General features: G+C 46.4%; 19 protein-coding genes. 4 read left to right on the top strand and 15 right to left on the bottom strand.

Annotated features, from left to right (window positions below):
• Positions 1 to 86: 86 nt before the first annotated feature.
• The 3 genes from IFU39_RS28060 to IFU39_RS28050 all read right to left on the bottom strand — a co-directional run bounded on the left by IFU39_RS28060 (position 87) and on the right by IFU39_RS28050 (position 3,522).
• Positions 87 to 1,082 carry a phosphotransferase gene (locus IFU39_RS28060; protein WP_192136050.1) on the bottom strand — a complete coding sequence of 332 codons (996 nt, stop codon included), beginning with the start codon at positions 1,080 to 1,082 and terminating at the stop codon, positions 87 to 89.
• A 167-nt stretch (positions 1,083 to 1,249) separates the two neighbouring features.
• A complete protein-coding gene (locus tag IFU39_RS28055; RefSeq protein ID WP_192136048.1) occupies positions 1,250 to 3,025 on the bottom strand; it encodes a SulP family inorganic anion transporter in 1,776 nt (591 codons plus the stop codon).
• Positions 3,026 to 3,192: 167 nt separating this feature from the next.
• Positions 3,193 to 3,522 (bottom strand): ArsR/SmtB family transcription factor, encoded by a 330-nt coding sequence (locus IFU39_RS28050; RefSeq protein ID WP_017690603.1) that lies wholly within the window; start codon positions 3,520 to 3,522, stop codon positions 3,193 to 3,195.
• 131 nt (positions 3,523 to 3,653) lie between these two features.
• On the opposite strand from IFU39_RS28050, the gene IFU39_RS28045 reads away from it, so the two are divergent.
• Positions 3,654 to 4,376 (top strand): suppressor of fused domain protein, encoded by a 723-nt coding sequence (locus IFU39_RS28045; RefSeq protein WP_192136046.1) that lies wholly within the window; start codon positions 3,654 to 3,656, stop codon positions 4,374 to 4,376.
• A gap of 72 nt (positions 4,377 to 4,448) precedes the next feature.
• Here IFU39_RS28045 and IFU39_RS28040 read toward each other — a convergent pair whose 3' ends face one another.
• The 9 genes from IFU39_RS28040 to IFU39_RS28000 all read right to left on the bottom strand — a co-directional run bounded on the left by IFU39_RS28040 (position 4,449) and on the right by IFU39_RS28000 (position 17,753).
• Complete coding sequence (locus tag IFU39_RS28040; protein ID WP_192136044.1) at positions 4,449 to 6,023, bottom strand: glycoside hydrolase family 43 protein; 1,575 nt, start codon at positions 6,021 to 6,023, stop codon at positions 4,449 to 4,451.
• Positions 6,020 to 6,919: an ABC transporter permease subunit gene (locus IFU39_RS28035; RefSeq protein ID WP_192136042.1), complete on the bottom strand. Its 900-nt coding sequence runs from the start codon at positions 6,917 to 6,919 to the stop codon at positions 6,020 to 6,022. Before IFU39_RS28035 ends, IFU39_RS28040 begins: the two co-directional genes overlap by 4 nt.
• A 15-nt stretch (positions 6,920 to 6,934) precedes the next feature.
• Positions 6,935 to 7,909, bottom strand: coding sequence for an ABC transporter permease (locus IFU39_RS28030; RefSeq protein ID WP_036606005.1), 975 nt, complete (start codon positions 7,907 to 7,909; stop codon positions 6,935 to 6,937).
• A gap of 135 nt (positions 7,910 to 8,044) precedes the next feature.
• Positions 8,045 to 9,715, bottom strand: a complete 1,671-nt coding sequence (locus IFU39_RS28025; RefSeq protein ID WP_017690608.1) for an extracellular solute-binding protein — start codon at positions 9,713 to 9,715, stop codon at positions 8,045 to 8,047.
• Between the two features lie 178 nt (positions 9,716 to 9,893).
• Positions 9,894 to 11,468 (bottom strand): response regulator, encoded by a 1,575-nt coding sequence (locus tag IFU39_RS28020; protein ID WP_192136040.1) that lies wholly within the window; start codon positions 11,466 to 11,468, stop codon positions 9,894 to 9,896.
• An 11-nt stretch (positions 11,469 to 11,479) separates the two neighbouring features.
• Positions 11,480 to 13,282, bottom strand: coding sequence for a cache domain-containing sensor histidine kinase (locus tag IFU39_RS28015; protein WP_105602119.1), 1,803 nt, complete (start codon positions 13,280 to 13,282; stop codon positions 11,480 to 11,482).
• A gap of 199 nt (positions 13,283 to 13,481) precedes the next feature.
• Positions 13,482 to 14,330 (bottom strand): GNAT family N-acetyltransferase, encoded by an 849-nt coding sequence (locus IFU39_RS28010; protein ID WP_192136038.1) that lies wholly within the window; start codon positions 14,328 to 14,330, stop codon positions 13,482 to 13,484.
• Positions 14,331 to 14,539: 209 nt separating this feature from the next.
• Positions 14,540 to 16,720: a 1,3-beta-galactosyl-N-acetylhexosamine phosphorylase gene (gnpA, locus tag IFU39_RS28005; RefSeq protein ID WP_192136036.1), complete on the bottom strand. Its 2,181-nt coding sequence runs from the start codon at positions 16,718 to 16,720 to the stop codon at positions 14,540 to 14,542.
• 13 nt (positions 16,721 to 16,733) lie between these two features.
• Positions 16,734 to 17,753 carry a glycoside hydrolase family 88/105 protein gene (locus IFU39_RS28000; RefSeq protein WP_091019710.1) on the bottom strand — a complete coding sequence of 340 codons (1,020 nt, stop codon included), beginning with the start codon at positions 17,751 to 17,753 and terminating at the stop codon, positions 16,734 to 16,736.
• A gap of 171 nt (positions 17,754 to 17,924) precedes the next feature.
• On the opposite strand from IFU39_RS28000, the gene IFU39_RS27995 reads away from it, so the two are divergent.
• The 3 genes from IFU39_RS27995 (at position 17,925) to IFU39_RS27985 (ending at position 23,239) form a co-directional block, all read left to right on the top strand.
• Positions 17,925 to 18,872 (top strand): AraC family transcriptional regulator, encoded by a 948-nt coding sequence (locus tag IFU39_RS27995; protein WP_192136034.1) that lies wholly within the window; start codon positions 17,925 to 17,927, stop codon positions 18,870 to 18,872.
• A gap of 120 nt (positions 18,873 to 18,992) precedes the next feature.
• Entirely contained in the window at positions 18,993 to 22,124 is a 3,132-nt protein-coding gene (locus tag IFU39_RS33465) for an ATP-binding protein (RefSeq protein WP_192136032.1), read from the top strand.
• Positions 22,121 to 23,239, top strand: a complete 1,119-nt coding sequence (locus IFU39_RS27985) for a response regulator (protein WP_192136030.1) — start codon at positions 22,121 to 22,123, stop codon at positions 23,237 to 23,239. The genes IFU39_RS33465 and IFU39_RS27985 overlap by 4 nt, the downstream gene beginning before the upstream one ends.
• A 171-nt stretch (positions 23,240 to 23,410) precedes the next feature.
• On the opposite strand, the gene IFU39_RS27980 is transcribed toward IFU39_RS27985, so the two are convergent.
• The 3 genes from IFU39_RS27980 to IFU39_RS27970 form a co-directional block, all read right to left on the bottom strand.
• Positions 23,411 to 24,592 (bottom strand): DUF4317 domain-containing protein, encoded by a 1,182-nt coding sequence (locus IFU39_RS27980; RefSeq protein WP_036668338.1) that lies wholly within the window; start codon positions 24,590 to 24,592, stop codon positions 23,411 to 23,413.
• Positions 24,593 to 24,876: 284 nt separating this feature from the next.
• Positions 24,877 to 26,049: an ABC transporter permease gene (locus IFU39_RS27975; RefSeq protein ID WP_192136028.1), complete on the bottom strand. Its 1,173-nt coding sequence runs from the start codon at positions 26,047 to 26,049 to the stop codon at positions 24,877 to 24,879.
• A complete protein-coding gene (locus IFU39_RS27970) occupies positions 26,033 to 26,665 on the bottom strand; it encodes an HlyD family efflux transporter periplasmic adaptor subunit (protein WP_091019724.1) in 633 nt (210 codons plus the stop codon). Before IFU39_RS27970 ends, IFU39_RS27975 begins: the two co-directional genes overlap by 17 nt.
• Positions 26,666 to 26,711 lie beyond the last annotated feature (46 nt).

Raw genomic sequence — 26,711 nt, 5'->3', positions numbered from 1 at the left:
GATGAAAAAGACCCTCCCGAGTTCAAGTTGACTCGGAAGGGTCTTAAAACATTCAAACCTACATCTTAAACAATGTCCATCATTCGCTATGATACAATCCCCGTATCTCGGAACTCTTCCACGAAACTATCCAGCCAATCAGAACCATAGTCCAGCGCACCCGTATCACTCTCGATAAAAGCAACATCCAGACCCATCACCCAGAATCGGCGAGCAACAATAAAGAGATCAACCGCCTGTTCGTCTGCATCCGTAAACTTCCGAACCGACCGGTATCCTTTCATCAATGCATCCCATAGTCTTTGTTTCTGCCTTGAATCACCCGACTGTCTTTTTCGAACTTTCACTTGAGCTAAATCATAGGCACGCCAGCCTTTGGCTGCCCACTCGAAGTCATAATGGATGAACTGATGTTCCTGTTGAAATACATTGTTATTCCCATGCATATCGCCATGGCACAGACCAAAGTCCAGGTCTTGTCTGGAAGTGTCAACGATGCGTTCTTTTAACGTTGTGGCAAACGTATGGAGAAATGCTGCTGCTTCATTGTTCTCACCGATATAGTGGATAATTCGCTCAAGGGGTTCGTCAATAAGTAACTTTAGATCCAGCTCATATCGTGGCAGCTCCATGTTCACCTGATCCATAGCTTCATGCAATTCAGCGGCAGATTGACCAAAGGCGTAACAAGACTCCTCATCCTCCAGGTTGTTCTCCGTACCCTCAATATACCGAAACATCACAGCAACCCGCTTGCCTTCCGCAGCCTCCAACACCGTATATCCCGTATGATCTTTCTTCTCGATGTATTCTCCAATGTCGGTATGTTCCGCAGAACCTAGAACGTTCTTCAGTTGAGACAATAACGAAAGCTCATACTGAACATCTGCCTCCGTAATTTCAGTGCGGTAGATCCGGAGAATATACATGCCACTGGACGTGCGAACCCGGTAGGTATCATTCAATCCTCTAAGCCAAAACAAACATTCTTCCCATGTTCCAATGTCATATTGATTGCTCAATGCAGACTCCAGATACCTGGGGTTAAGCACTGAACGTAAAGCAGTCGGTTGAATGGACATATGTATACTCCTTCAGTTTATATGATTATTTCTCATCTGATGAACGATGTAACCGTATTCACCTATCAACCTATAACATAGTCTATTTTTCGTTAATTTTCCAGAATATATATTTTAAACGGGTGCATCATCTTTGGAATTTCAAAGTTTCCTCTCTCTTGAGTAGATTATACAGAACTGCTTGCATTGACCCGCTTCCCAGATTTCAGCAGGCTATTACACTCTGGGTCGATGCCAGCGCTCGACAATGCAGCACATTCACGAAAGGCAAAATGTTTGCACCCCTTACACTTCTCCTCGTTTAAATGCTGTAACGCATAATTAATGGCTTCTCCAGTATGTTCAAAACGATGTGCAGGATTCAAACGCTCTAACAGACCCGTTCGTTTCAACATCTCAAGCGGCTGCTCTTGTATGCCCGATAACAATACAATTCCGCCCGACCGTTCAAAATGCTTGATTAAACTCGCCAGGTTAGCCTCGCCTGTTGTATCCATAAAAGGTACCTTGCCCATGCGCAACAGCAAAATGCCCGGTCGCCGATGAATTGAATCCATGACCGACTTCTCGAACATATCCGCTGCGCCGAAAAACAGTGGCCCTTCAATTGTATACAGGCTTATTTGCGGACAGTCATGTCCTTCCCGAACCATGTGGGCCATGACTTTCTCATGTTTATGATCGGGATCGGGCAGTACTTTGGCAACCTTCAACATCTCACTCATGCGTTTAACAAATAAAAGGACCGCTAGAATTAACCCAACCTCTACAGCCGTTGTTAAACTTGTAAATACGGTCAGCAAAAAGGTAATCAGCAGAACGAGTGAATCACTCGTTTTGGTTTTCATGACATGCACGAAGGATCTTCGTTCACTCATATTCCAGGCAACCAGCATGAGAACGGGAGCCATACTGGCAAGAGGAATGTGGGATGCGTATGGCGCAAAGAGAACAAGTACCAGCAAAACCACCACACCGTGAATCACGCCAGACCATGGCGATACTGCGCCGGATTTGATATTTGTTGCTGTACGTGCAATCGCTCCTGTTGCAGGAATACCACCAAACAGCGGCGTCACCATATTAGCAATTCCCTGCCCAATCAACTCCCGATTGCTGTTATGTCGGCTTCCGGTCATGCCATCGGCAACAACAGCTGACAGCAGCGATTCAATTCCACCCAGCATGGCAATGACAAAAGCGGGTTGCAGCAAGTTCATGATACGCTCCCAAGTGATCTCAGGCATATGGAACTGAGGCAAGGAGTTAGGTATGGCGCCAAAGGACGAACCAATTGTAGCCACCTGTCCTTCAAAAAAGATCGCTGCGACTACCGTCGAAAGAATCAGCCCCACTAGTGATGCAGGCACCTTTGGTGCAAACTTGGGCACAAGCAGAAGAACAGCCAGGCAGATTCCAGCTGTAAGCACGCTGTATATATTAATCGTCGAGATATGCATCCCGATTTCTTTCATATTGGACCAGAAATCCTCGTGTTTCTCGATGCCTCGAAGCCCCAGAAAGTTCGTCATTTGTCCGCTAAAAATAATGACGGCGATCCCTGCCGTAAAACCGATCGTCACCGGCCTTGGAATAAACTTAATTAATGCCCCAAGCTTGAATACGCCCATAAGTACAAGCATCAAACCGGCCATCATTCCGGCGATCAGCAGATTCTCATATCCATACTGCATCACAATGGCAAATAGGATCGGAATGAATGCCCCCGTTGGCCCGCCAATCTGGAACTTGGACCCACCCAGCAAGGAAATGAGAATCCCTGCGATTACTGTGGTATACAATCCATACTCCGGTTTGACCCCGGAAGCGATGGCAAAGGCCATACCGAGTGGAATCGCAATGATACCTACAATCAGTCCTGATAACAGATCCTTGCGAAAAGCGGCAGCATTGTACCCTGCATATCTCCCCATCCATTTCATGCACAAAAACCTTCTTTTCTTTATATATTTGAATATTTGAATATATCCAAAAGACTACTCCCCTGCATACGTCCTGTCAATCGGATTACGCACAATCTCAGCAGGAACTTAACACAAAAAAAACAAGAACCTCCGGTGATTACACCCAGTTGCTCTTGTTTATTGTGTCAGGACTCTTTACGAATATCTTCCAGCATGGAAATGGCATCAACCAGATGATTGTCAAAAATCTGTTTGGTGACTGCCAACAGGTCCTTAATCAGCGGATCACGCAGCGAATAAGTGACGGTTGTCCCTTCTTTTATTCCGTGGACCACGTTTTTGCTACGCAATACAGCCAGTTGTTGTGAAACAGCAGAGCCTTCCGATCCCAGAATGCTTTGCAGTTCATTCACGTTTTTGGCTCCTTCACTCAGCAACTCCAGAATCTGAATCCGCATCGGGTGTGCCAACGCTTTGAAAAAATCCGCCTTAAACTGTTGTATGCTCTGATTCATACGCTATGCCCCTTCAATCGAACTTTTGAAGATGCAAATATCATAACATAGAACGAGGTTCAGACTTCAATTCACATGATATGATAAGATGAAAAAGCAAGTACATTATACTGTGCAGGGGAGCTGTAAGTATGTCCAAACCATCCGAATATTCACCCTCCGGCGTTCCTATCCTTCGTCATAAGGATAGGAAGCGTGAGTGGCAGTCTACTTCTTATCCAAAAGACGAATGGCTGGAGCGAATCGAGAAACATGCTGACCAATATCTCGGCGAAGCCGAGTCTGTATTCCATGAGTTGCTGTCAGACAAGGTTCATATCGATGTCCATATGATTCGTCCAACACCAGAACGAAATTATTACACATTGTACACCACAGGCATGAGCGCCTTGCCTATGAACACGCCTGAAGATCCAGAGGACTATGAGTACGCAGAGTTGATGATTTGTTTGCCGCCGGATTGGCCACTATCAGAGGAGGAATTGGAGGAGTCGGACAACTACTGGCCAATACGCTGGTTAAAAACGATGGCTCGCTTGCCGCATGACTACGATACCTGGCTAAGTTGGGGGCATACGGTGCCGAATGGTGATCCGGCAATGCCATTTTCCAATAACACAGAAATGTGTGCCTTTATCGTGCTGCCTCCGCTTGAAGTCGATGAGGATTTCCTGACGCTCGACATGGAAGATGGACAGACTGTGCACTTCTACGCAGTCCTCCCTATTTACCTGGAGGAGCTTGAGCACAAGCTCGAATATGGTTTGGACGCTCTGCTAGACCGTTTCGAAGAACATCATGTGAACGAAATTTTGGATATAAACCGGGTCAATTCCTGTGGGGATGCTTCATAATAAGATAAGCAGACTAGAAAAAAGCTCAACCCTTAGCATCGCTGCTGGATTGAGCTTCCCTTTTTATTTACGTTAGTACGAACCATATTCAAACCAGTCAAAGTCCGCTACCTGATCGGAAGAAGTACCGTTGCTGCTGCTAAACATTCCGATACAACAGCCAACAAAGCCGCCGGCTACTTCGGTGCTCAGGCTGCTTGTATCCACCTGTTCCGCCACCAGATGATACTGACTTCCATCCGTGCTGTAATAGAAGTTGAGTTGCTGACCTGTCGCAGCCAGTTTGATATACACTCGCGATACTTCATCATCCAGCGCGATTTGCGCAATGTGGCTATCCTGACCATCTATAACGGTCACCACACGCAGCACCTGCTGATTCTCGGCCAGAGCACGCTCAATCCGTACGTGATACTGATCGTTCTGAATGACGACGAGACCAGCCGTTTCGTTGGCATTCCCAGGCACAAATTCCATCGCTGTAGCTGCGATATAATCCATATGCCTTTGACGCAGACAAACAAAGCTGGAATTTTCTTTTTCCTTCAAGGTTTGCGGTTTCAGCTTCAGTCGCAAGTATCCTTTTCGTTCGGTTAATGAATATAAGTCTTCCTGGGGATTACGCAGAAACATCCATTGCAAGCCCAGTTTATCACTGTCAAAATGGTCAAAACGCAGTTGCGGTTCTACCGGAACAGGCTTCAAATCCAACGTACCCTGCTCCTCCAGGATCCCGCGGCCCTCATTGACAACAGGCCATCCGTCCTCCCAAACAACAGAAGCAAGGAACGTCTCCCGCCCCAGGTTGCTATAGCTTCCTCCATATGGACGCGAAGCAAGCATGACCATGAACCATTGACCGTTCGCAGCCTGCACCAAGTCGGCATGTCCGACATTAACAACAGGGTAACGTTTACCCAAATGGCGATGTGTAATGATTGGATTATTCGGATTCCCGACGTATCCTTCGGTCAAACTTTTACTACGAGCAATGGTCACCGCATGGTTTGGCCCTGTGCCTCCCTCTGCAATCAATAAATAGTAATATTCATCGATCTTATACAGATGCGGGCCTTCCGGCCAGATGACATCCACCATCGCCCCGCGCCACAGAACGTAACTGTCTCCCACCAGCTTCATACTGCCCAGATCCAACTCCCGCAGCCACACTTCCCAGTTCCCATTGTAACGAACTCCCTCGGAGCAAGGACGTGTACCAAGGTAATACGCTTTGCCGTCATCGAAGAAAATCGTAGGGTCTATTCCTTCTGCGCCTTCAATAAAATAAGGATCAGACCATGGCCCAGCCGGGTCGGTAGCGGTTACAACAAAATTGCCGCCATGTGATACATTGGTTGTAATCATATAGAAGATGCCTTCATGATACCGAAGCGTTGGAGCGAATATCCCCTGTGAATGGCCTGCTCCCTGAAGATTCAACTGTGAAGGGCGGTCCAGCACATTTCCAATCTGTTTCCAATTTACAAGATCACGGCTCTGAAAGATCGGAACGCCAGGAAAATAGGCAAATGTTGATGTCACCAGATAAAAATCTTCACCCACCCGGCATACGGATGGATCTGGATAAAATCCGGGCATAATCGGATTGTTAAACGTGCATTGTTCGCTTTGATTTGCATTTTTCATTCTTTTACTCCTCCAATGGTTAGTCCAGTCACAAAGTATTTTTGCAAGAACGGATACAGTAAAACGATTGGCATTGCCGTTACAACCGTGATTGCTGCCCGAATGGATACAGGCGTCACCATGTTGGTTACATTTTTGAATGAATCCACATTGACGGTTCCCCCCTGTGAGGTCGCAGAGGATAACAATTTCATCAGCTCATACTGCAAGGTGGTCAAATTCCGATTTCCTGCCGTGTACAACATGGAGTCAAACCAGGAGTTCCACTGACCTACAGCAATAAACAGTGCAACCGTAGCCAACACCGGCTTGGATAAGGGAAGCACGATACGCATGAAAATCCGAAAATCTCCGGCTCCATCCATCTTCGCGGATTCAATCAATCCCTCGGACAGTCCCTGAATGTAGGTACGAATGACGATCATGTTGAACACTCCGATCAACCCGGGAATAATGTATACCCAGAAGCTGTTCAGCAGCCCCACTTGTTTGATCAGCATGTATCCCGGAATTAAACCACCACTGAAATACATCGTCATGACAAACAGCGTTGTGACCAATTTGTTAAACATATACTCCTTGCGGCTCAGTACATAGGCCAGCATGGCTGTACAGAACAGCTGTACAACCGTTCCCACCACGGTTCTGGCGACCGAAACAAATGCGGCTTGTGTCAGATTCGGGTTTTGGAATACGGAGACGTAATTTTGCAGCGTCCATTCCCTCGGCCAGAGATAGATCCCCCCGCGGATCGTATCCAGCCCGTTATTGAAAGATACGGCAATGGTGTTTAAAAAAGGATATAACGTAACAACCATGACAATCAACATAAATATGCCATTGGTGATGGAAAAAATAGAGTCACCCAAGCTTCGTTTTCTGCTAAATCGCTTCACAGTTCTGCCCCCTTATCATATCAATCGCTCTTCACCAAGAGACTTGGCAATCCCGTTGGCGATAAATATGAGCACCAGACTGACCACACTTTTGAAAATGCCTGCTGCGGTGGCAAGTGAGTAGTTGCCGAGATTAATCCCGTATTTCAAAACAAAAATGTCGATCGTCTCGGATACATCCTGCACAAGTCCGTTCCCCAGCAAGTATTGAATCTCAAAACCCGCGTTCAGTACGTTACCAACGTTGATGATGAGCAGGATAATAATCGTTGGTTTGATGCTTGGAAGCGTGACATTGAACATTTTGCGAAACCGTCCGGCTCCGTCGATGGAAGCAGCCTCGTACAAGCTCGGATTAATCGACGCCATGGCGGCCAGATAAATAATCGTGCCCCAGCCGATTTCCTTCCACATGCTGGACAGGCCCACAATCCCCCAGAAGTATTTGGGTTCGGCAAAAAAATTGATCGGTGCATCAATCAGGCCCAATTTCGTCAACAGCACATTCACTATTCCTGTTTCCGTTGATAATACATTCGCTACAATGCCTGTTACGATGATCCACGACAGGAAATGTGGAAGGTAGGAAACCGTCTGTACCACGCGTTTGAACAATACCATTCGCAGTTCATTCAATAACAGCGCCAGACCAATCGAGCCGACAAATCCCAGAAACAGACTGATCAGGCTCATCGCCAGCGTATTGCGAATGACACGTAAAAATGTAGGGTCCGTGAATAACGTTCGAAAATGATCCACTCCAACCCAATCCTGCTCCATAAAACCAATGCCCGGTCTATAATTCTGAAACGCCATCAACCAGCCCCATAATGGTCCGTACGCAAAAATAGCGATAAACGCAATAAACGGAAATGACATCCACATTAATTGTCGCTGACTTTTCATTCTGGACAGGTTGTACCCGATCCAGCTTGTTCCCGCTGGGATATGGCTGGTTTTTAACGAAGGCTGCAGCTCCTTTTTGGCCATGTTTTTCTCTCCTTGCTTACGAGTTTATCTATATTACCCAGTCTGGGTGAATCGATTCCATTCCTATCCAATCTCCCAATCTAGCGTGTAAGAAAGGCTACGGGGTTCCCCATAGCCTTTCTGTGTGACAGGCCTTTATCCCCACAGTTCCATACGTCTGCGGACTTCTTCCGTCAGCGCATCTTCATACGCTTTAATATCTGCGCTTTCCTTGAGCGTGGCTTGATATTCTTCCCAAGCTTTATCAAATTCGGCTGGTGAAGTCATAATCACTTTTGGCAGCCATTTGCGTTTTACATCGTCCATTTTCTGTCTGGCGATGGTCTCCGGTTTATTTGGTTCGAAATTATAGGTATAGATCGGGAACCACGGTTCATTTTCCTCCGCAGGCTCAAGAAAGTCGGTAAACTTCGTATATCCATAAGCCTTCAGCACTTTTTTGTCGATGTCATTCAATGTGGCAAGGTACTCTTCCGGCTGCTCCTTAGGGTCAAGGGCATTCTTCCCGTCAGCGGTCATGCCTTCATGATGCGGGAAATAGACCAACGGGCTTCCCGTGTTTGCCAGCACCCAGTCCGGATCTTTGGAATTCGCACGTTGCTCTTCATTCCTGGAGAACACGCCTTTGTCATCGACTTGGTAATCCACGCCTTCCTGCCCCCAGGTTCTCAATACCTCCATCTCAGGGTCCAGCAAATCATTAATATATTGAAGTGCTCCCTCGATATCCTCGCAGCTCTTTGTAATGGCCAGGCCACCATTCACGTTAAGGATTGGATTGTTCTGATAACGCCCTTTAACATCCTCGGAAAGTGTAATGGACAACGGTACATAGGTTTTGTCATACAATTTTTGCTTCACGAGTGATGCCTCGGCGTCAAGGAACTGCCATCCTTGATCCACCATGCCCAGCACACGTCCGGTTGAAATTTTGGAGATATATTGGTCATAGTTTGCTGTAAAGGTTTCGTTATCGACGAGGCCTTGATGATATACCTCATTAATTTTCTTGAAATATGCCTTCGCTTCCGGAATGGTATTATAGTTTTTGGCCGTCAGCGTTTCTTTATCAACGATGGCTGCGCCTTCGTTAGGATAACCAGCCATGAAGAGCGGAGGGTTCTCCAGTGCGAAATAACGCCAGTCATAGGAGATAATTTCAAATCCAATGGTTGGCTGACCATCAACGGTCGGGTGAGCTGCTTTATATCGTTCAATCAAGTCGAAGTATTGGTCAAGCGTTTTGATTGTCGGATAATTATCCCACTCCAATACGGCCTTCTGAATCCAGAATGCTTCTCCATCATGGGATACTTTCATCGACTTTTCTTGTATATTGCCGAATTGAGGAATGAAGTAGATATGTCCATCCGTCGTATTTTTCATCTTCTTCCAGTCTTCGCCCAGGTAATTTTTGATGTTTGGATATTTATCGATGTAATCCTCAAGTGGTACTAACGCTCCTGCTGCTACCAGTTGCTGAGTACCATCACTCCCATCGATAAAATCGGGATATTCGCCGCCTGCAATGAGTACACCAATCCGCTCTTTGGCTGTTTGGCCTGTAAGCCAGTCCATCGTAACTCTGACGCCTGTTTTCTCCTCAATAGCCTTTAACACCCGATTATCGTCAGGCGCAATTTTTCCCGGTACGGCAAAAAATGCGGAAAATTGTTTCAATTCCCTTCCATCTGCTGTCTTTTCCCCTTTTGAGGACGATCCCGGTGTACATCCAGTGAGTGCGATGACCAGTATTAAAGCGAGCAGAGCACTATACTTGATTCTTTTTCTAACATCCTTTTTCATCATGACCCCTCCATCGATTATATTGACAGAAGCTTTTTGGAAAGCGCTTTCCAAAGGCTGACTTAAAATTATCATGCTTCCATGCCCCTCTCAACGGGATAAACTATAGATGGAATCCCACTAATTCCAGCATCTGCGAAAAAAAATATCCCGCCGCTCCGTCAAGGAGTGCAGGATGTTAATCCAGAGAGTACGCAGCATGGGCACTTTTACGATATTGTGCAGGAGTCTCCCCCATGAGTTTCTCGAACCGGCTAATAAAGTAATCGGAATCCCGATATCCCACCATTGTTGCGATTTCGTATACTCTTTGATCTGTTCTGCGCAACAGCCGGGCGGCTTCCTCAATACGCAATTGATTCAAATAATCACTGAAGCTGATCGAGTAATGCTTTTTGAAAATCTGACCCAGATATGCACTATTCATGTAAAACTGTTCCCCGAGCAACTTCAGGCTGATATTTTCTCTGTAATGCTCGTGAATGAAGGCCTCAATTTTGGCTAATACGCCCATCGCATTTGACTTTTGCTGCTCCTTCAGTTTCTCTGCGCACATGAGCGAGAATTCGCATAAATGTTCAATGTTTTCCTCCATGGATAACATCGCGTAGTTCACCTTCAGAAAAGTCGATTCCATCAACCCGGAATCTGGAGTAACCGTATCGTTATTCACGAGATCCAGCAAAGTGTATGCCAGATAATGCAAGTGGATGCGGACAATACCAGGCTCGATTCGCTCATCCAGAAAAAATTGAAAAATCGCCGTTGCATGACTATATAACTCATCCGTCTGCTGTTCCTCAATACACTTGACTAGCCCATCAAACAATTGTTTTTCGAACTGTCCCGGCCGATTAACAAACAAGGTCGTATCCATAAGTTCGAAGTAATAAATGGGCCTGCAAGTGGTGAAGAAACGTAAGCTTTTCATTATGCCGCAGGATTGATAAGACTCGTGCAGCGCCTCCAACTCATGTACTTCCTTCCCGACATAACAAGCAATAGCCGCCTCTTGACCATGGCTCAGATCGGCATGTAATCGGGTCAAATATTGCTCCAAGGTCACTGCCTCACGGTTCACCATCAGGTCCGTAACCATGAGCAGAACTGCATTTTTATCACCTGTGAACGGCTTCAAAATTTGTCCCGGCAAGGGCTTGCCCACCCATGCCTCAACACGAGCGCACCAATCCGTTCCCTGATCTGGACCGGCTTCCGCCTCAATCAGGATGCAACGCAGTATGCCGGCATCTTGATAGTGGGGCTGCAGACTCGTAACAGCTTCCTCCTCGGCCACCCCAAGCAAGATCGACTGCATATGCTGGGCCATAATAATCCGATCTTTTTTTTGCTGGTATCGCTTCTCTTCCATTCGCGCATTGAATGCATCCCTGAACTCCTCAAGCACCTGAACCAGTTCGGTCTTCACAATAGGCTTGAGAATGTAGTCATCCACCTGGTATTTAATCGCCTGCTTGGCATATCCGAACTCATAGAATCCACTTAGAAGAATCAGCTTGATGTCACCGCTATATTGCTCGTACAAGGTTTTGGCAAGCTGCAATCCGTCCATTTCCGGCATCTTAATGTCGGAAATCACCAGATCGGGCTGCATAGCGCGTATACACTCCAATGCCTGCATGCCATTGGAAGCCTGACCGCAAATCTGAAATCCGTAAGACTCCCAATCAATTAACAATAGAAGACCTTGGCGAATAAATGGCTCATCGTCCACAATCAGCACGTTGATCATATCCTCGCTCCTTATTCTTGGGATGCCTGCATAAGAGGAATTTGAATGCCAATCGTTGTTCCCTTCCCCTTTTCACTGAATATGTGCACCTGAACGAAATCATCAAAATACATCCGCAGCCGAATATATGCATTCATCATACCAATGCTGCTAAGCTCGCTCATCCGATCCATACTCGGATCTTGCATCATTTTGCGGAGCGAGGCCAGCTTGTCCTGATCCATGCCAACTCCGGTATCTCGAATGGAAATGTACAGTTCATTACTTCGAATTTCGAATAATACCTCCACGACCCCATCATTCGACGTCCCCTCAATGCCATGGATACAAGCATTCTCCACAAAGGTGAGAACGGTTAGTTTAGGTATCATCATGGCAGTAATGGATTCGTCTGTGATCCGGATTGCAAATTGCAGCTTTTCACCAAAGCGATACTGCTGGATACTCAGATAACTCTCCACAAAATGGATTTCCTCTGCGATTGTAATCAGATCATCGCCCCAATTGATCGTCTGACGTAACAGCAGTGCCAGTTTATGAATGACATCGGAGGTTTCAAGTTCGTCCTTGATCAAACTCCTCATACGGATCGTTTCAAGCGTGTTGAACATGAAATGGGGATTCACCTGACTCTGAAGGGCTTTCAGCTCCGCCTGCTTCTTGGAGAGCTCAAGGGCTTGCCGCTCCACCTGACCCTTAAACACAATCTCAATCAGGTTCTTGATCTTGATGACCATCATGTTATAACTATGGGTCAGGCTACCGATCTCGTCTTTGCCCACAGGTCCCGATATCACCTCAAATTTCTCATGCTTCACTTGATCCAGGTGCTTCGCTATCCGATCAACTCTGATGACCAGTGATCTGGATATCAACCAGATTAGCAGTGTCGGCACCAACAGATTAAGAATGATTAGTAGAGTCAAATTAAGCTTGGAATTAACAATCTCCGACAGAACGTCCAATTTCTCCGTGCTGACGACAATCTGCCAATCCTCGGATACGACGGGAATCGATTGCATGGATTGAACAGGGTCAATTGGACTGTTTGCAATCAGATTAAATGGCTTGCGCATCTGATTCATTTTTGAATCGTTCGAGAAAATGACCCTGCCATCCGAAACGACATACACCTTCCCATTTGCTCCCTCATTTTTAAGCGATTTGTTAATGAAAGCGTAGTCCAGATCAACCTTTAACACCTTTTCAACCTGCTGCTCCCCAAAGTAATCCAGCTTACGAATAATGCTTACTTTGCGTCCTCCCTGACTTTGCGACATCTCAGCTTGTTGTTTGTCAAAATACGAATAGATCATGATATGGTCGCTTGTGTTCATCAGCGCTTGATACCAATCGCTTTTCTTCACCTCATCATCCAGCTTAATAAAGTTTCCTCCATTGACGAAGGTATCATTGCCAACATAAAACGTAATTTGATTCACCTGCTGGTAGCTGTAGTAGTACCTGACCAGATTGTTGTTGCTAAGCATATCATAGTAGGCAGAATAATAGTCTTCCTGATCGCGATACTTGTACTCCATGAACCGGTTCAGCGTTCCATCGGTATAGAGAAAATTGGACACATACAAGCTATTATCTATACTGTTCCGCAGGTTGAACTTGATCCTTTGCTGCATTTCATTAAATCGGCTATGCTCCTTCTCTTCAATGTTGCCTTTGATACTTAGGTAAAACACGGTATTTGTGACCAGGACCGGGACCAGCACACAAAAGATGAACAATATGTACAACTTGGTTTTGAGACTCCAATCATCCAGAAACTGAATACGCTTACAGTATGTCTTTCGGCTCATGTTATGTCTTTGTCTCCTCTAACCATGTCATATATCAACATTATTATAACGAGTACAGGATGGGTTGGATACTGTAATCCAGGATTTCCGGGAAGCCTTTAATCAACCTCCCGTTCAACTGGCCCAACAAGACAGACACTAACTCCCCACATATTTTCGTATGAACCCGATCTGATCTTAAGTTGAAACAACGATCACGTTATAATTTCAAGAGCATTTCGTACTGGCCCAATTGATATGCAAAACCTGATTTGACCAGGAGGAAATCTTGCATCGATTTCAGATGAGACTCCACATTGAGGACACTGATTTTAGGAGATTCTGTGCGTTGGACCATCTCTGTCAGGATGCTGCTTGCAATACCTTTACCCCGATAATTTTGGTTCACTGCAAGCTGTGGAACATCACCTGTTTTTTGATCTATAATGCCATAGCCAACAATGCTGTGATCCTGACGTGCAACGACATAGATAAAAGCTTCCGGTAAAGCGTAGATGGAATCAATTGAATTTTGCCAGGAGGGCTCCACATCCCAAAATTCCTTGAACTGCTCCACATCGATTCTCTCCACACATTCCACCGTGCAGGTCGTTTGCGGTATGAATTGATCTTTTTGCAACTGGAAACATGAAAATTCCCTTTGAATTTTGAAGTTTTGTTTACTGTACAGCTGAACTGCAGATTCGTTGGATTGGATGACCTCCAGCAAATATTGCTCTACATTTTTTTCTTTTAACAGCTTTTGAATATTTAAGAGCAGATCGCTTGTAATGCCTTGCCGTCTGCAATCTTTTACAACGCCTGTCCCAAGGTCATATGCAGTTGTCTTTCCATTCCAGCTTCGAAGTCCATTGATAACAAATCCGACCATTCTCTCATCCTTAAAGGCTCCCATAGATATTTCGGGGTGATAACCCCTTCGTTGGAGCATCTGTTGAAACTTCCAAAAAGGCAAATCCATTTTAACCTGATAGTCAGAGAACGCATCCACAAACGCCTCGTGAAGTGTTTCCATACTTATCTTGTCCAACATTTTATAACTGTACATTAGGGCATTCTCTCCTTTCAAAAGATGAAAACAATAGTATATTAGGGCTCATGATCCCTATCCTTATTTAAATATTCTACTAAATAGAGTTAGCACTATACAGTAATATCCGTACTATTAAATCTGCTTCCTTGGAGTTTTCAGACACGTCCTAATAACTAAAATAGACCGCTTCCTGGTTAAGGAATACGGTCTATCGAGTCATCATGCTATGGGGATACCGATTTTGTTAAACCAATTTTGGTGATCACCGTATCATACGGCTCCAATTCCACGGTCTGTTTTCCATGCTCTGTATGGATCGTCGTGGACTGAACCTGATCGCTATTATTGATCACAACCAATATGTTGCTCTCAGGGTAGTAGGCGCACTCGGTGTACAAGTTATCCGTGATGTACTTTGTTTCATGGAATTCATTGCCCGCAAATCGAATCAAATTCAGAAGTAGTCTTGTATTTGCCCAGCTGAATTCGAAGGAAGGCAGGTAGATCCCTTTTCCTTTTCCAAAAGCATGTGTGGACAGTGTGATCTGACCATCCGTTTCACTCACCACAGCTGCTGATCCATCAGTAAGATAAATGTTATTTTTCGGAAGTATGCTAGCCCCCTCAGGCACCAAACCATACTCATCACTAACCTCATACGACCATTTTCCATGGACAACTCTGGCGCCTGTATCCTCATCCACCCCAAGCACGTGGGCCATTCTAAAATAGCTGTCGTACCCATCCATTGCCGAAGGCTGGTTAATGCCAATAAAGGTACCACCCTCATACACCCATTGGGTCAATAAGTCCACAGACTTGTGGTCACTCCAATGCGCTCCACCGCTCCATGCTGAACCTGCAGAGCCGGCATTGATGACGACATCTACATCCTTCAACGCGCCCTGACAAATATCATCAAAATCAATAAACTGCACGTCAACAGGCAACCCGGCTAAGGCCTCATTCACATGAATCAGATCATGCATATGTGTTTCATGAAAATGACCGGACAAGGTCCACGATCTTAACTTGCCCCAGCTATGCAGCACGGCTACCTTTGTCTTGATCTGATAAGGCTTTCCAGCCTGATGCAGCTCTTTCATTTCCCTGAATTCATGGGCAATCTTCTCGATATAATCCACAAAGTCCGGGTAAGGCTCAACCAGATGCAAATATCCACCCAATCCAATCCGGTCAATCGACTCACGCAGCAGCGCACGCCGGATATTAATCCAATATTTCTTCGCATCCAGGGTAGGATCTCCTCCCTCCTTGAAGGTTGGAAGTCCGCCTAAGCCAACCGGGAACAAGTAGGGATGCAATCGAATCTCATGGATATCAGCCTTAACGCCTGAGCACATTCTAGCCTCGTAACCGGAGAACACACATTTGATCATGCCGTCGAATCCAAACTCCTGAAAGCGATCATTGTACGGCTCCATTCCCACCCAGCTGTCATCATAGAAGACATACGCCAGCTTGTTATGTTTGTGCACCATATCAATTAATTTCTTACCGAATTCAATGACAAAATCATTGATAAATGCCATCCAGTCCAGTTTGCGCTGATCCGCAGGCATATGAGTGACCTGATATTTACCACCATTCACAAAGTCCTCGGCTGAGAGTGAGTACCCATATTTCTGAGCAAACAGATCCAAGGCTCTCGAACTTACCGTAAAATCATAGGAACCCCAATCCGAGAACAGATGGCGATTCCGTTCATCACTGCCCCAGATCCAGGCGAAATTATAAAATAGCGATGTAAAACGTACAACCGTTGTTTCCGGATGGTTTTGGCACCAATTTTCCATCCAATCTAGTAGATACGATTGCGTTTCCGTATAGATCGGGTCAATCTGCATCAGATGCTCTTTATCCCAATTATTCGTCGTATGATTGTACATGGAGATCTCTTCCCAGATCCGATAGACCATGAAACTCACCGTGTATTTATGCCAAGGAGCAACACCAGTAATGACAACATTGCCTGATTCCCTTTCATAATTCCACTGTCCTCTAGGTACCTCTTCCCCAGTCGTTCGATCATACACTTGCCAATATTTAAATGCTTCTTTCGAATCGTTCACCCTGAATTGTTGAGCGAAGAAATCCTCCATCAGATAGATGGATACATAATCTTGCACAGCGACCTTCGGATTCGTAATGAGAAAACATTGCTGCAGTTTATCCAGATTACGGGATGCCCACTCATTATGATCCCGAATAATGCAAATGGTTGAATAGATGCCATATCCGGCATTGATAATCTCATCGGACAATTTCGTACCGTCACTGTCACGGATTACATCGGCACCCCACCGATCGGCAAGTTCCAGCGTCAGTGCTTCATAACCGGATTCTCCCGGTAGTGTAAAGGAGCCTTTGGTTGTTTTGGACAATGTGGTTCCCTCCCTATCTCAACATATCGGACAGAAAAGCGAGAGCCAGGCCCTGACCCCAGCCCTGAATCCAGTCTTTTGGAATATTGCGATAGCCATCCCGATCCTTCATTACCGCCGTACCGCCAGATACACCAAGCACACGCCCATCTTCGCTAATGTTGTTCAGGATACCTTCCAGTGCTTTTTGCACATATTTCGTATGCAGTGGATTACCGTTATTGATCATGGCTGCTGCAATACCCGCGGAAGCCGACACCTCTTCATACGATTCTTCGTCATCCAAAACCGTACGCCACAAGCCGTTCTCGGTCTGCACCAGCTTGAGAGCCGCCAACTGATCGCGAAGGGCACACTCTACATCCATACATTGCGGATACAAGTACCAGTCGTTCAATTGCGGTTTCACCTGAGACATGGTATAGGCTCCCCAAGCGTTCGCTCTTCCCCAGTAAAATCCGGACATGTGGTCCTTGTTGATATGGTTATAACCGTGATACCACAGACTGCTGCTCGGATCTTGCAGGTATTTGATATGCCAGTAATACTGATTCAGCGCATCCTGGATCATGGCTTCGTCTTTTAATTTGCTACCTACACGGAGCAGGAAAAATGCCGCCATAAACAAGGTATCCGCCCAAGCCTGTTCCGGAAAATCATTGGAAACGGATACTGTATGCTGAAGCACGTTGTCTCCAAAGCGAAGCGCATGATTCTGGAGATAATCGACTTTGCTGAGAACAATATCCCAATATTTCTGATCCCCGGTTTCTTCATATAAAGTGATGAGCACATGACCCATGGCACATGTATTTACAGTCCAACTTGGCAGACCCAGCTCGATATATTCGTCCGCCCATTTCACCAGCCTGTCCAGTATTTCTTGGTTGCCTGTCGTCTGATAGGCTCTGGATACACCGTAATACGCCACACCGCCGGGCCAATCCCATGTCAGATCCATATCCAGTGTTTTCTTGGTAACGTTCTCGATTACGTGCAGAATCTGTTCTCTGTCATATTTCACTTGAAGCATTGTTATTCCCCTCTCCCTGCGCACACGCCCCCAAGTGCGCCCTGAGAGGTGTCCGTCCTTTTTTGTAAACGCTTTACTTATTCCATTGTACGCAGTAAAATAGTCTCAATCTAAGCATATTCACAACAAAACTGTGCAATTTCAATCATTTATACATAGGAGTCCTCGAAAATGCCTAAACCGAAGAAACCTGTCATTGAATATCGTCACTATAGCCTGCCCATTGATTTTCCTGTCCTGTTACTCAGTGGAGACCGCTGGAGAATATCCGATATCAAGAGTGAGCATCTTCATTTCCATAACCACATGGAGATTGGCATCTGTTATTCGGATGAGGGAATCATGGAGATTAAGGGAGAATCTGTACCGTTTCGGGCAGGCGATGTCACGTTCATTCCCCGCTACCTTCCGCATACCACGTACAGTTCACCTAATAACGCCAGCCTGTGGGCTTATATCTTTTTTTCACCGGAAGAACTCTTCCGCCATTCGCTCAAAACAGCACAAACTCACATTGAACCGAATTTATGGGCGATTCAGGGAACCAATTGCATTCTGAATAAGGAACAACATCCCAAAATTCACATGCTCGCAACATCAGTAGTAGAAGAAATGAAGCAGCAGTCCCCCTACTATCGGGAGAGCGCGTACGGCTTGTTGATGTCTCTATATATCGAACTGCTTCGAATTCATGCGAGCAGCGAGCGCTTGTCATCTCAGGATCAGGAACGGGAACGAGACCTCCAAGGTAACTTGGTCATCTCACCCGTGCTGGAGTTTATCACCAAAAACTATATGATGCCTGTGACCATCGATTACCTCGCTGAACTGTGTCATCTGAGTACAACGCATTTTCGCCGCAAGTTCCATGAAATTATGGGAACCACACCGCTCGATTTTCTGAATAGTACCCGGGTCGAAGAGGCGTGCAAGCGATTAAAAAGCACGGAGGCCTCCGTTCTGTCCATCTCCGAGCAGGTCGGCTTCCGATCCATCTCCAGCTTTAACCGTTGCTTCGTCAAACTGATGGGAGAATCACCCAAAGCTTGGCGCAAAGGGGCACTTACAGAAGCACAGTCTGCAAAAGCGTCCATACTGGAATTTACGGGGTGGGTATGAAGGAATTTGTCGAAATATGATTGCACCCCCCAGAGATATTCGCTACAATGCCGATAGAATACAAGAGATTTTGTCCGTAGCTACCGGAGGATTGAACAATCTCTAAAGGAGCAGCATTTCGTGTTATTAAAAATTTCAGGCGTTGTCCTGACTGTTGTACTTGCCATTACCGTACTGCTGCTGTCAACGATCAGAGAACCCCAATCTGCTGCGCTTCATGCCCGTCAAGGTGTTCTGGACCTCTCGGCCTGGGACCCTGAACAAGACGAGCGGATCAAGCTGGACGGGGAGTGGGAGTTTTACTGGGAGCGATTGCTTCCTGACGAATCTGTAACATCGAATCAGGCTGGTCCAATGAAAACACCCGACACTTATGCAACCGTTCCCGGCTCCTGGAATCGACTTAAAGTGGATGGTGAACGACTGCCAACCCACGGCTTCGCCACGTATCGACTGGTGCTGCGTAATACACCTGTTGAAGGAACGCTGGCGATCAAAAAAATGAACATTCGTTTTGCCAGCGAAATCTATATCAATGGCAACAAGCTACTGGAAGATGGGCATGCCGTGGAGAAATCAGCGGGATATCGACCAGGAAACTCCCCCCAGATTGGCTTTTTCCCTTATCATGGCGGTGACATTGAGATTCTGATCCGGGTGGCTAATTATGATTACACGGACGCTGGCATTCCGGGGCCACTCTTTTTCGGCGAACAAGCAGCCATGCTGAAAAAACATCAAATCAGCACAGCCGTTGAATTCGGCACGCTTGCTGTATTGGCTACCATTTCGATCATATTCCTCATCAGTTACCTGGGGTCTGCGCTCTACCGAAACAGGGACGATTCCCTGCTGCTGCTTGGTCTAATCTGTCTGCTGTATGCACTCTATAACGGCATGATCAGCGAACGTGTGTTATCCATGGCCGGCACGGAAATTTCCTTTAGCACGCTCTATAAATTAAAAGATTTCTGCTCCGTCGCATGTCTGGGTCTGTTAACCTTTTACTTCTACCGATTCAAAACACGCATCCTGTCCGGTTTGCTCACGGCGGTGATCCTGATCATCTTCGGAGCTTACTTATGTATGGTCACGCTCCTGCCTATTTCCATCTATGGGCTGGCTGCACCTTACGTCGTCGTTATGTACACGTTGATGCTGCTCTGGTTGCTGTATCAATGTGCAAAACAATTCCTAACCAGTGAGAAGGGCGAACGGCTGTCTACTTTTCTGTGGTACGCAGCTCTCTTAAGCATCATGCTGTACTGTCTGGACATTAATCTCTTCTCGATCTCGCTCAAGGAAAATATGAACATCGGACAGGCTTCCATTGTCCTATTCAGCATCCTGATGCTGTTTCTAGCGGTGCTTCGGTTCTTCGAGGCCTATCGTACGGTCCGTACTCTCAAAGATCAGCTGCTCTTGCTGGACAAAGTGAAGGATGACTTCCTGTCCAATACCTCGCATGAGCTCAAAACACCGCTGAACGCCATTGTCAACATCAGTGAAAGCCTGCTTAAAGGCGCAGAAGGTCCCCTTACCGATGAGCAAGCGCACAATCTGGCGATCGTGACGGGAAGTGGCAGACGATTAACCTATCTGGTCGATGAATTACTGGATTATTCGAAAATGAAACATGGCGACATCCCGCTCCACCGGTCTTCGACCGATCTGTACTCGTTTGTCGAATCGGTCATGCGTATGCACTCCTTCCTGCTTGGCGCGAAAAAGGTGGAGCTTATCAACCGCATCCCGGCGCATTTCCCGCCGATCTATGCCGACGGCAACCGATTGATTCAGATTTTGCATAATCTGATCGGCAATGCAGTTAAGTTCACGGAACATGGCACGGTAAGCGTCAAAGCTGCGGTTGTGCAAGGCAAAGCGGAAATACGCATTGTGGATACCGGCCGTGGTATCGGTACAGACAAGCTGGAACATATCTTCCTGCCGTTCGAGCAGGAAGCAGATTCGGGGCCAGTCGTTGCCGGAGGCACCGGTCTTGGACTGAGCATTACGCGCAAGCTGGTCGAGCTGCACGACGGAACCATTCATGCGGAATCAGCACCCGGCATGGGTGCCACGTTCATCCTGACTTTTCCGCTGGCAGAGAAAAAAGGAGAGAAACGTTCCAACGTCATGCCACTTACCATCGCTCCTACAGGTCCTGGTAATCGGCTACTCCGGTTCGAAGAACCAACGATTGTACAAGGGAATAAAGACGAATGGATCATCATTGTGGATGACGACTCGGCTAATTTACAGACCATAGTGAATCTCTTGAAGCTGGAGGGTTACAGTTATGTGGTCACTTCACGCTCACCTTCGGTACTGGAGCTGCTGGACAAGCTACCTGCCGTGCATCTCGTCATTGCTGATATCATGATGCCTGACATGTCGGGTTACGAATTGCTGGAACGGATCAGGGAGCGCTTCTCTCCTTCCGAGTTGCCTGTACTCATGCTGACGGCGAGTAATAAAGCTAATCAATTGAAGCTGGCCTTGGAGAAAGGCGCCAATGATTTTGTATCCAAGCCGTTCGAATCGGAGGAACTGGTGGCACGGATCGGTGGTTTGACTCGGATGAAAACATCCGTGCAAGCTGCGCGAGATGCGGAAATATCTTTTTTGCGGTCACAGATGAACCCGCACTTTCTATATAACGCTCTGAACGCCATTGCCGAATTGTGCGTGGATGCGCCGAATCGGGCAGAACAATTGATTTTGCAATTATCGAGTTACTTAAGGCGCAGTGTGCACTTCAAACATCTGGACTCCAAAACCAGCCTGATGAACGAACTGGAGATGATCGAAGCATACGTTGCCATTGAACAGGCACGCTTTGGCTCAAGGCTGGAGGTCATTATCGATGTGGATGCGGATGTGAACCGGAACATGGACATTCCGCCGCTCACGTTACAGCCCCTGATCGAAAACGCAATTCGGCATGGTCTGATGTCCAGCATTCACGGTGGTCGGGTCATGTTGTCCATTCGTAATCTGAATGATACGGAAACACGTTTCACCATCGAGGACAACGGAATTGGCATAACCAAGCAACGGATGGACGAAATTCGGCAATCTACAGACGGCAGTAACGGCGTTGGACTATGGAATATTTCCAGCCGGCTGAACCTGCTGTATGGCAGACACCTTCAGATGGAAAGTCTGGACGGCGAGGGAACGCGGATTACATTTGATCTTCCAAATCAACGTCTAAACACAGATGGGAACGGGGGGTATGAAACATGATGAAAGTCATCATCGTGGATGATGAGGATTTGTCGCTGAAGCGACTGAATCGCATTTTGACAGAAAGTGGAGAAGTTGAAGTATCTCGCGCATTTCACGACCCGGAGGAAGCCTGTGAATATGCAGCAGAGAATAGCTTCGATGCGGCATTTCTGGACATTACGATGCCTCGCATCTCGGGGATGCACCTCATTGGTGAATTACGTAAACATCACCCTTCGCTCCCCATCGTGCTGGTGACCGGATATGAGGAATATGCGGTGCAGGCCTTCGACAAAGAGGTGATCGATTACGTTATTAAACCGGTCACGGCAGAGCGACTGAACCGCAGCATTCAGCGGTTGCAGGAAAAGCTTCACAAGTCCGTTACAACGCCCGAGCCAGCGGTGCCTGAACCGAAACTGAACGTTCGTCTGTTCGGTGAATTCACCGTGTTCGGTGGAGTCGGAGCAGACAGCCCCATCAAGCTTAGAACGCCCAAAACGGAAGAGTTACTCGCATTCTTGCTATATACCAAATCGACTACCCGTGATGCGCTGGCCGATACGTTGTGGAAGGACCTCAGTCCGCAGAAGGCCTGGACGAACATCAATTCCACGCTGTACTATGTGCGACGTGCTATCGGGGATAACAGTGACGTGCCGATCATTCTTAAGGACAGGAATGGTATCCGTATCGACCGGGAAGCGATCAACTGTGATCTGTACGAGTTCGAGGTTTTGTTCCGGCAGATGCGTCAGGCCTCGGTACATCGCCCCGAGCTCTTCGAGCGGATGGACACGTTGTATACGGGTGAACTCCTGAAAGGAAGGCATTATGAGTGGGCTTTCGCATGGTCCAGACAGCTGGAACTGGATTTCATTATGACGATGGAAACTGCTGCCCACTATCACGCGAAGGAAGGCGAGCCGCTACGGGCGCTGTATTATTTTGAACGTATCCTCCAGATTGACTCGATTCGGGAAGATATCCATCGCGAGATCATCCTGCTGTATCTGTCCCTCGGACGAAGAACCGAAGCGCAGCGCCAATATCTTGTTCTGGAGGAATTGCTCAGAGAGGAGCTCGACTCCAGTCCGGCAGCGGATATCAAACAACTGTTGCGACAATCATGAAACAGCAAAACAGCCCATGCCTTGGCATACTGATCTGCTCCCATCGTAGTCTTCTACGGTCTACTATGACAGGGAGCAGTTCAGTGTTGCTTTAGGCTTGGGCTTTTTGCAATAGATGGACGTTTATCCGTCCTTGTCCGATGATTTTACATCATCATGGTCTATAATCAATCACTCATTTATAAGTTTTTCTGTGTTAAGGGTAAAGCCTTCAATCACAACATCTTCGTCCACTTCAATCATGATGCAACGTCTGCCTTGGTAGTTCACCTGTTTCACATATCTCAGGTCTTGCGGACTAACTGAAATTGTAGCAACCTTGGTTTCAATCTTAATGGACTTGGACGTGAACTTCGGCATAACACTGGTCGCTTTCATCTCATAATTCTTGTTATCAACGATCGTTTCGAAGGCACGTTCTACTTTCTCCGTTGTCAGATCCTCTATACCACTTGCGGTCAGTACACGTTCCAGATCTTTATAATCCAGCTTCGGAGGTTCTTCCTCATGGGACTCTTCGTTAATCTCGATGACTCGGTTAATTTCCTCATATACATGTGCAATGGTGGCTGAATCAAGCTGTTCACCGGCCACTTCCTTGACGATATCTTCGAAGATCGCCCGTTCTTCCAGTGCGGTTACGGATCTTTCTCCATTCAATACATTTTCAACAAAATGCGGATCTGGGAAATTGGATTTCCCTGTACAATATAGTACACGATTCACATCGGAGTAGTTGTCCGTCACGCTAGGGTACAAGAATCCTTGCTCTGGCGTGCTTAATTTGATAATCGGATCGACAATAATGTTGTATTTGAATTCTCTCTCCACGTAATCAAACAAGAGTGTCTTCCGCTGTTTCTCCGTGGAATTTACGCTGCACAGAATGAACGGATGGGCGAACACCTCATTCTTCTCACTCTCTTCCGTGGCTTCGTTTCTAGCCTTGGTCGGCAGATAATACTGTCCACGCACAAACGTAGCTACCATGTCCCGCTCAAACTTCGTATCCACCAACATTCGATCCACGAGCAGCAGCATCAGATCCTGCCATTCATCTGGATCACCTGTTACCAGCGCCTGGTGAAGCAATACCTGTGCCGGGTCCTCCGCCGCTTCCTGGAACTTCAACTCAAATAACTTCTGATCCAAATCACCTGTCAGCAATTTTTTGAAATTGCCCATGTACAGCTCCTGCTTCTCTCTGTCCACCAGTTCGAACGGGTGGCGCTCCCAGTGATAGACCTCATTGGTTTCCTTCGTAATATACACGTTGAGAATATCGTAAATATTCAGTAGATCGTGATCGAGTTTAAACTGCTTGCGTATATGCGCGACTTCTTTTTTATTCATGATTCGTTAGACAACTCCCACAATATATAATTTTATCTGCGTGCAGCTCTATATCCTAAAAGCCAGTGCTCCCTTGGAAGTCTTCATCTGAGCAGTAGGTCACAAATGGGCGCAGCTATGGAGTAGCTGGATCAAGCCGTTTTTGCTCTCCATTTCTGTACTCTCAGTGAGAAATTATATCATATAATGATGACGATTAATGAAAATCAATCTATGGAAACAGAAAGACGCAACAGGAATGACTCCCGTGCGCCTTTTTTCGTTGTTTAACGATTCTTAAATAATTAATTACTGCTCAGCAATATATCCGTATTCAACAGGGGTGCTCTTCTGGAAGAAACTTTCCTTGTTTCCCGCAGAAACAGTAATCCCATGAACAAGGACATTCCGCCAATAATAATCAGCAATGCCCCCAACTCCTGACTGTAGGCTGTCAGCGCCCCGTCCCTAAACGCCATTCCACGAATCAGACGGTTAAGCCAGTTCATGGGTAATGCCCATGCGAACATTTGGAACGGTTCTGGGAACGCCAGCGGCGTTAATTGAATTCCCGTAGCCAGAAAGGAGGGATACAATACCAAGCTGGTTCGAAGGCTTACTTTCGACATATCTTTGGCAGTGTATCCAATCAGCATACCCATGAGTGACAAGGCAAAAGCATAAACAACTAACGGAATGATAAAAAGATAAGCCTCTGCTTCAAACCGCATTCCCCCCACCTGTTTTAACAATCCATAGGATAGAAGCAGTGAAAGTGAACTCAACGCAGCGTAAGGTACACTCCGAACCCATAGTTGAAAAGGTGACTTTCCGTTGGCAAACAGTTTCCCTTCCTGACGAAGCCGAGGTACAATCGATCCCGCTGCACTTGTTGTAATCATCAATACTACGATATTTACAAATCCAAGCACCATAAAACCGACATAACTGGAGGTTGGATTAAACAGCATCCGCTGCTGAAGGGATAACGGTGACACGATTCCTTTAGCTGTCTCGGTATCCATCCCTTTTTGGATCAGACGTGTCATGGAAAGGGTCATATTTTCCGTCTGGATGATCTCCTGAATCGCAGTGCGAATACCGGTCAACCCCGAGGGCATCGTGTTATCCATCAAGATACCGATATTTGTCGATTTCCCTTGTTGTTGGCGCAATCCCAACTGATTGGGAAGCATAATGATCGCTACAGCCTGCTCGTTGGCAAGTAATGTTTCAGGACTCATTCGGCTCGCATATACGCTCTTGACGCTCATGTATTGTGACGCATTTATTTTGGAGATCAATTGCCGTGAATATTCGCTATGATCCTCATCAATGACCACAACTGGTGATTTATTGAGTTGATTCTGCGAGAACATTAATCCAAAAAATAAGGCTGCAATCATTGGCCCAATAAAAATTAGCCGTATATACTTACTTCCTATGACGTACTTCCACTCGTCAATCAGTGATTTCATCAAGTTTCACCTCTGCTGTCATCCCCGGAAGCAATTCAGTATTCGAATCCATCGATATCCGGACCAAAAACATACTCAAATCGGCTTGCCCTTTTTCCCGGGACATCCGCAAATTTGCGAACTGAGGAGCAGTTGAGATGGAAGTGACGCTCCCCTTCACCTGCGTTGGCTGATCCAAATATGGAAAATGAACATCAATGCTTTGATTCACTGCAAGCTGTTGAATTTCACTTTCCTGTATGTAAAGGTCGGTGTAATACGTATTCTTTTGCACAACTGCTAGCGAAACTCCTCCTTGTACTTGATCTCCCTTACTCACAGCGACTCGGTCAACCAATCCGTCATACGGTGCGAGTACATCCACATCTCCCTCCCCGGCTGATTTCACTTTGAAAAGAACCTCTCCCTCTTTCACAGAGTCCCCCGTAGATGCACCAACCTCTGCAATCGTCCCGGGACTATTCTGATAATATAAAGTCGTTTGCTCTGACTCAAGTATGCCTTGTTTCCGGCTCTCGGCCTGACTTACAGCATCCTTCCCTTTAACCGTAAGAAGTGAACCTCCAATAATAACCACCATCGCAATTCCGATATACAAACCTGCTTTTATCTTCATTCTTATATCTCTCCCATTCCCAATCCTCGTGTATGGTTAAATTTGC

It is taken from the genome of Paenibacillus sp. CFBP 13594, assembly GCF_014842675.1.
Classification (GTDB): domain Bacteria; phylum Bacillota; class Bacilli; order Paenibacillales; family Paenibacillaceae; genus Paenibacillus; species Paenibacillus amylolyticus_B.
Note: the sequence above shows the minus strand (reverse complement) of the source record. Positions and strands in the feature narration are given on the sequence as shown.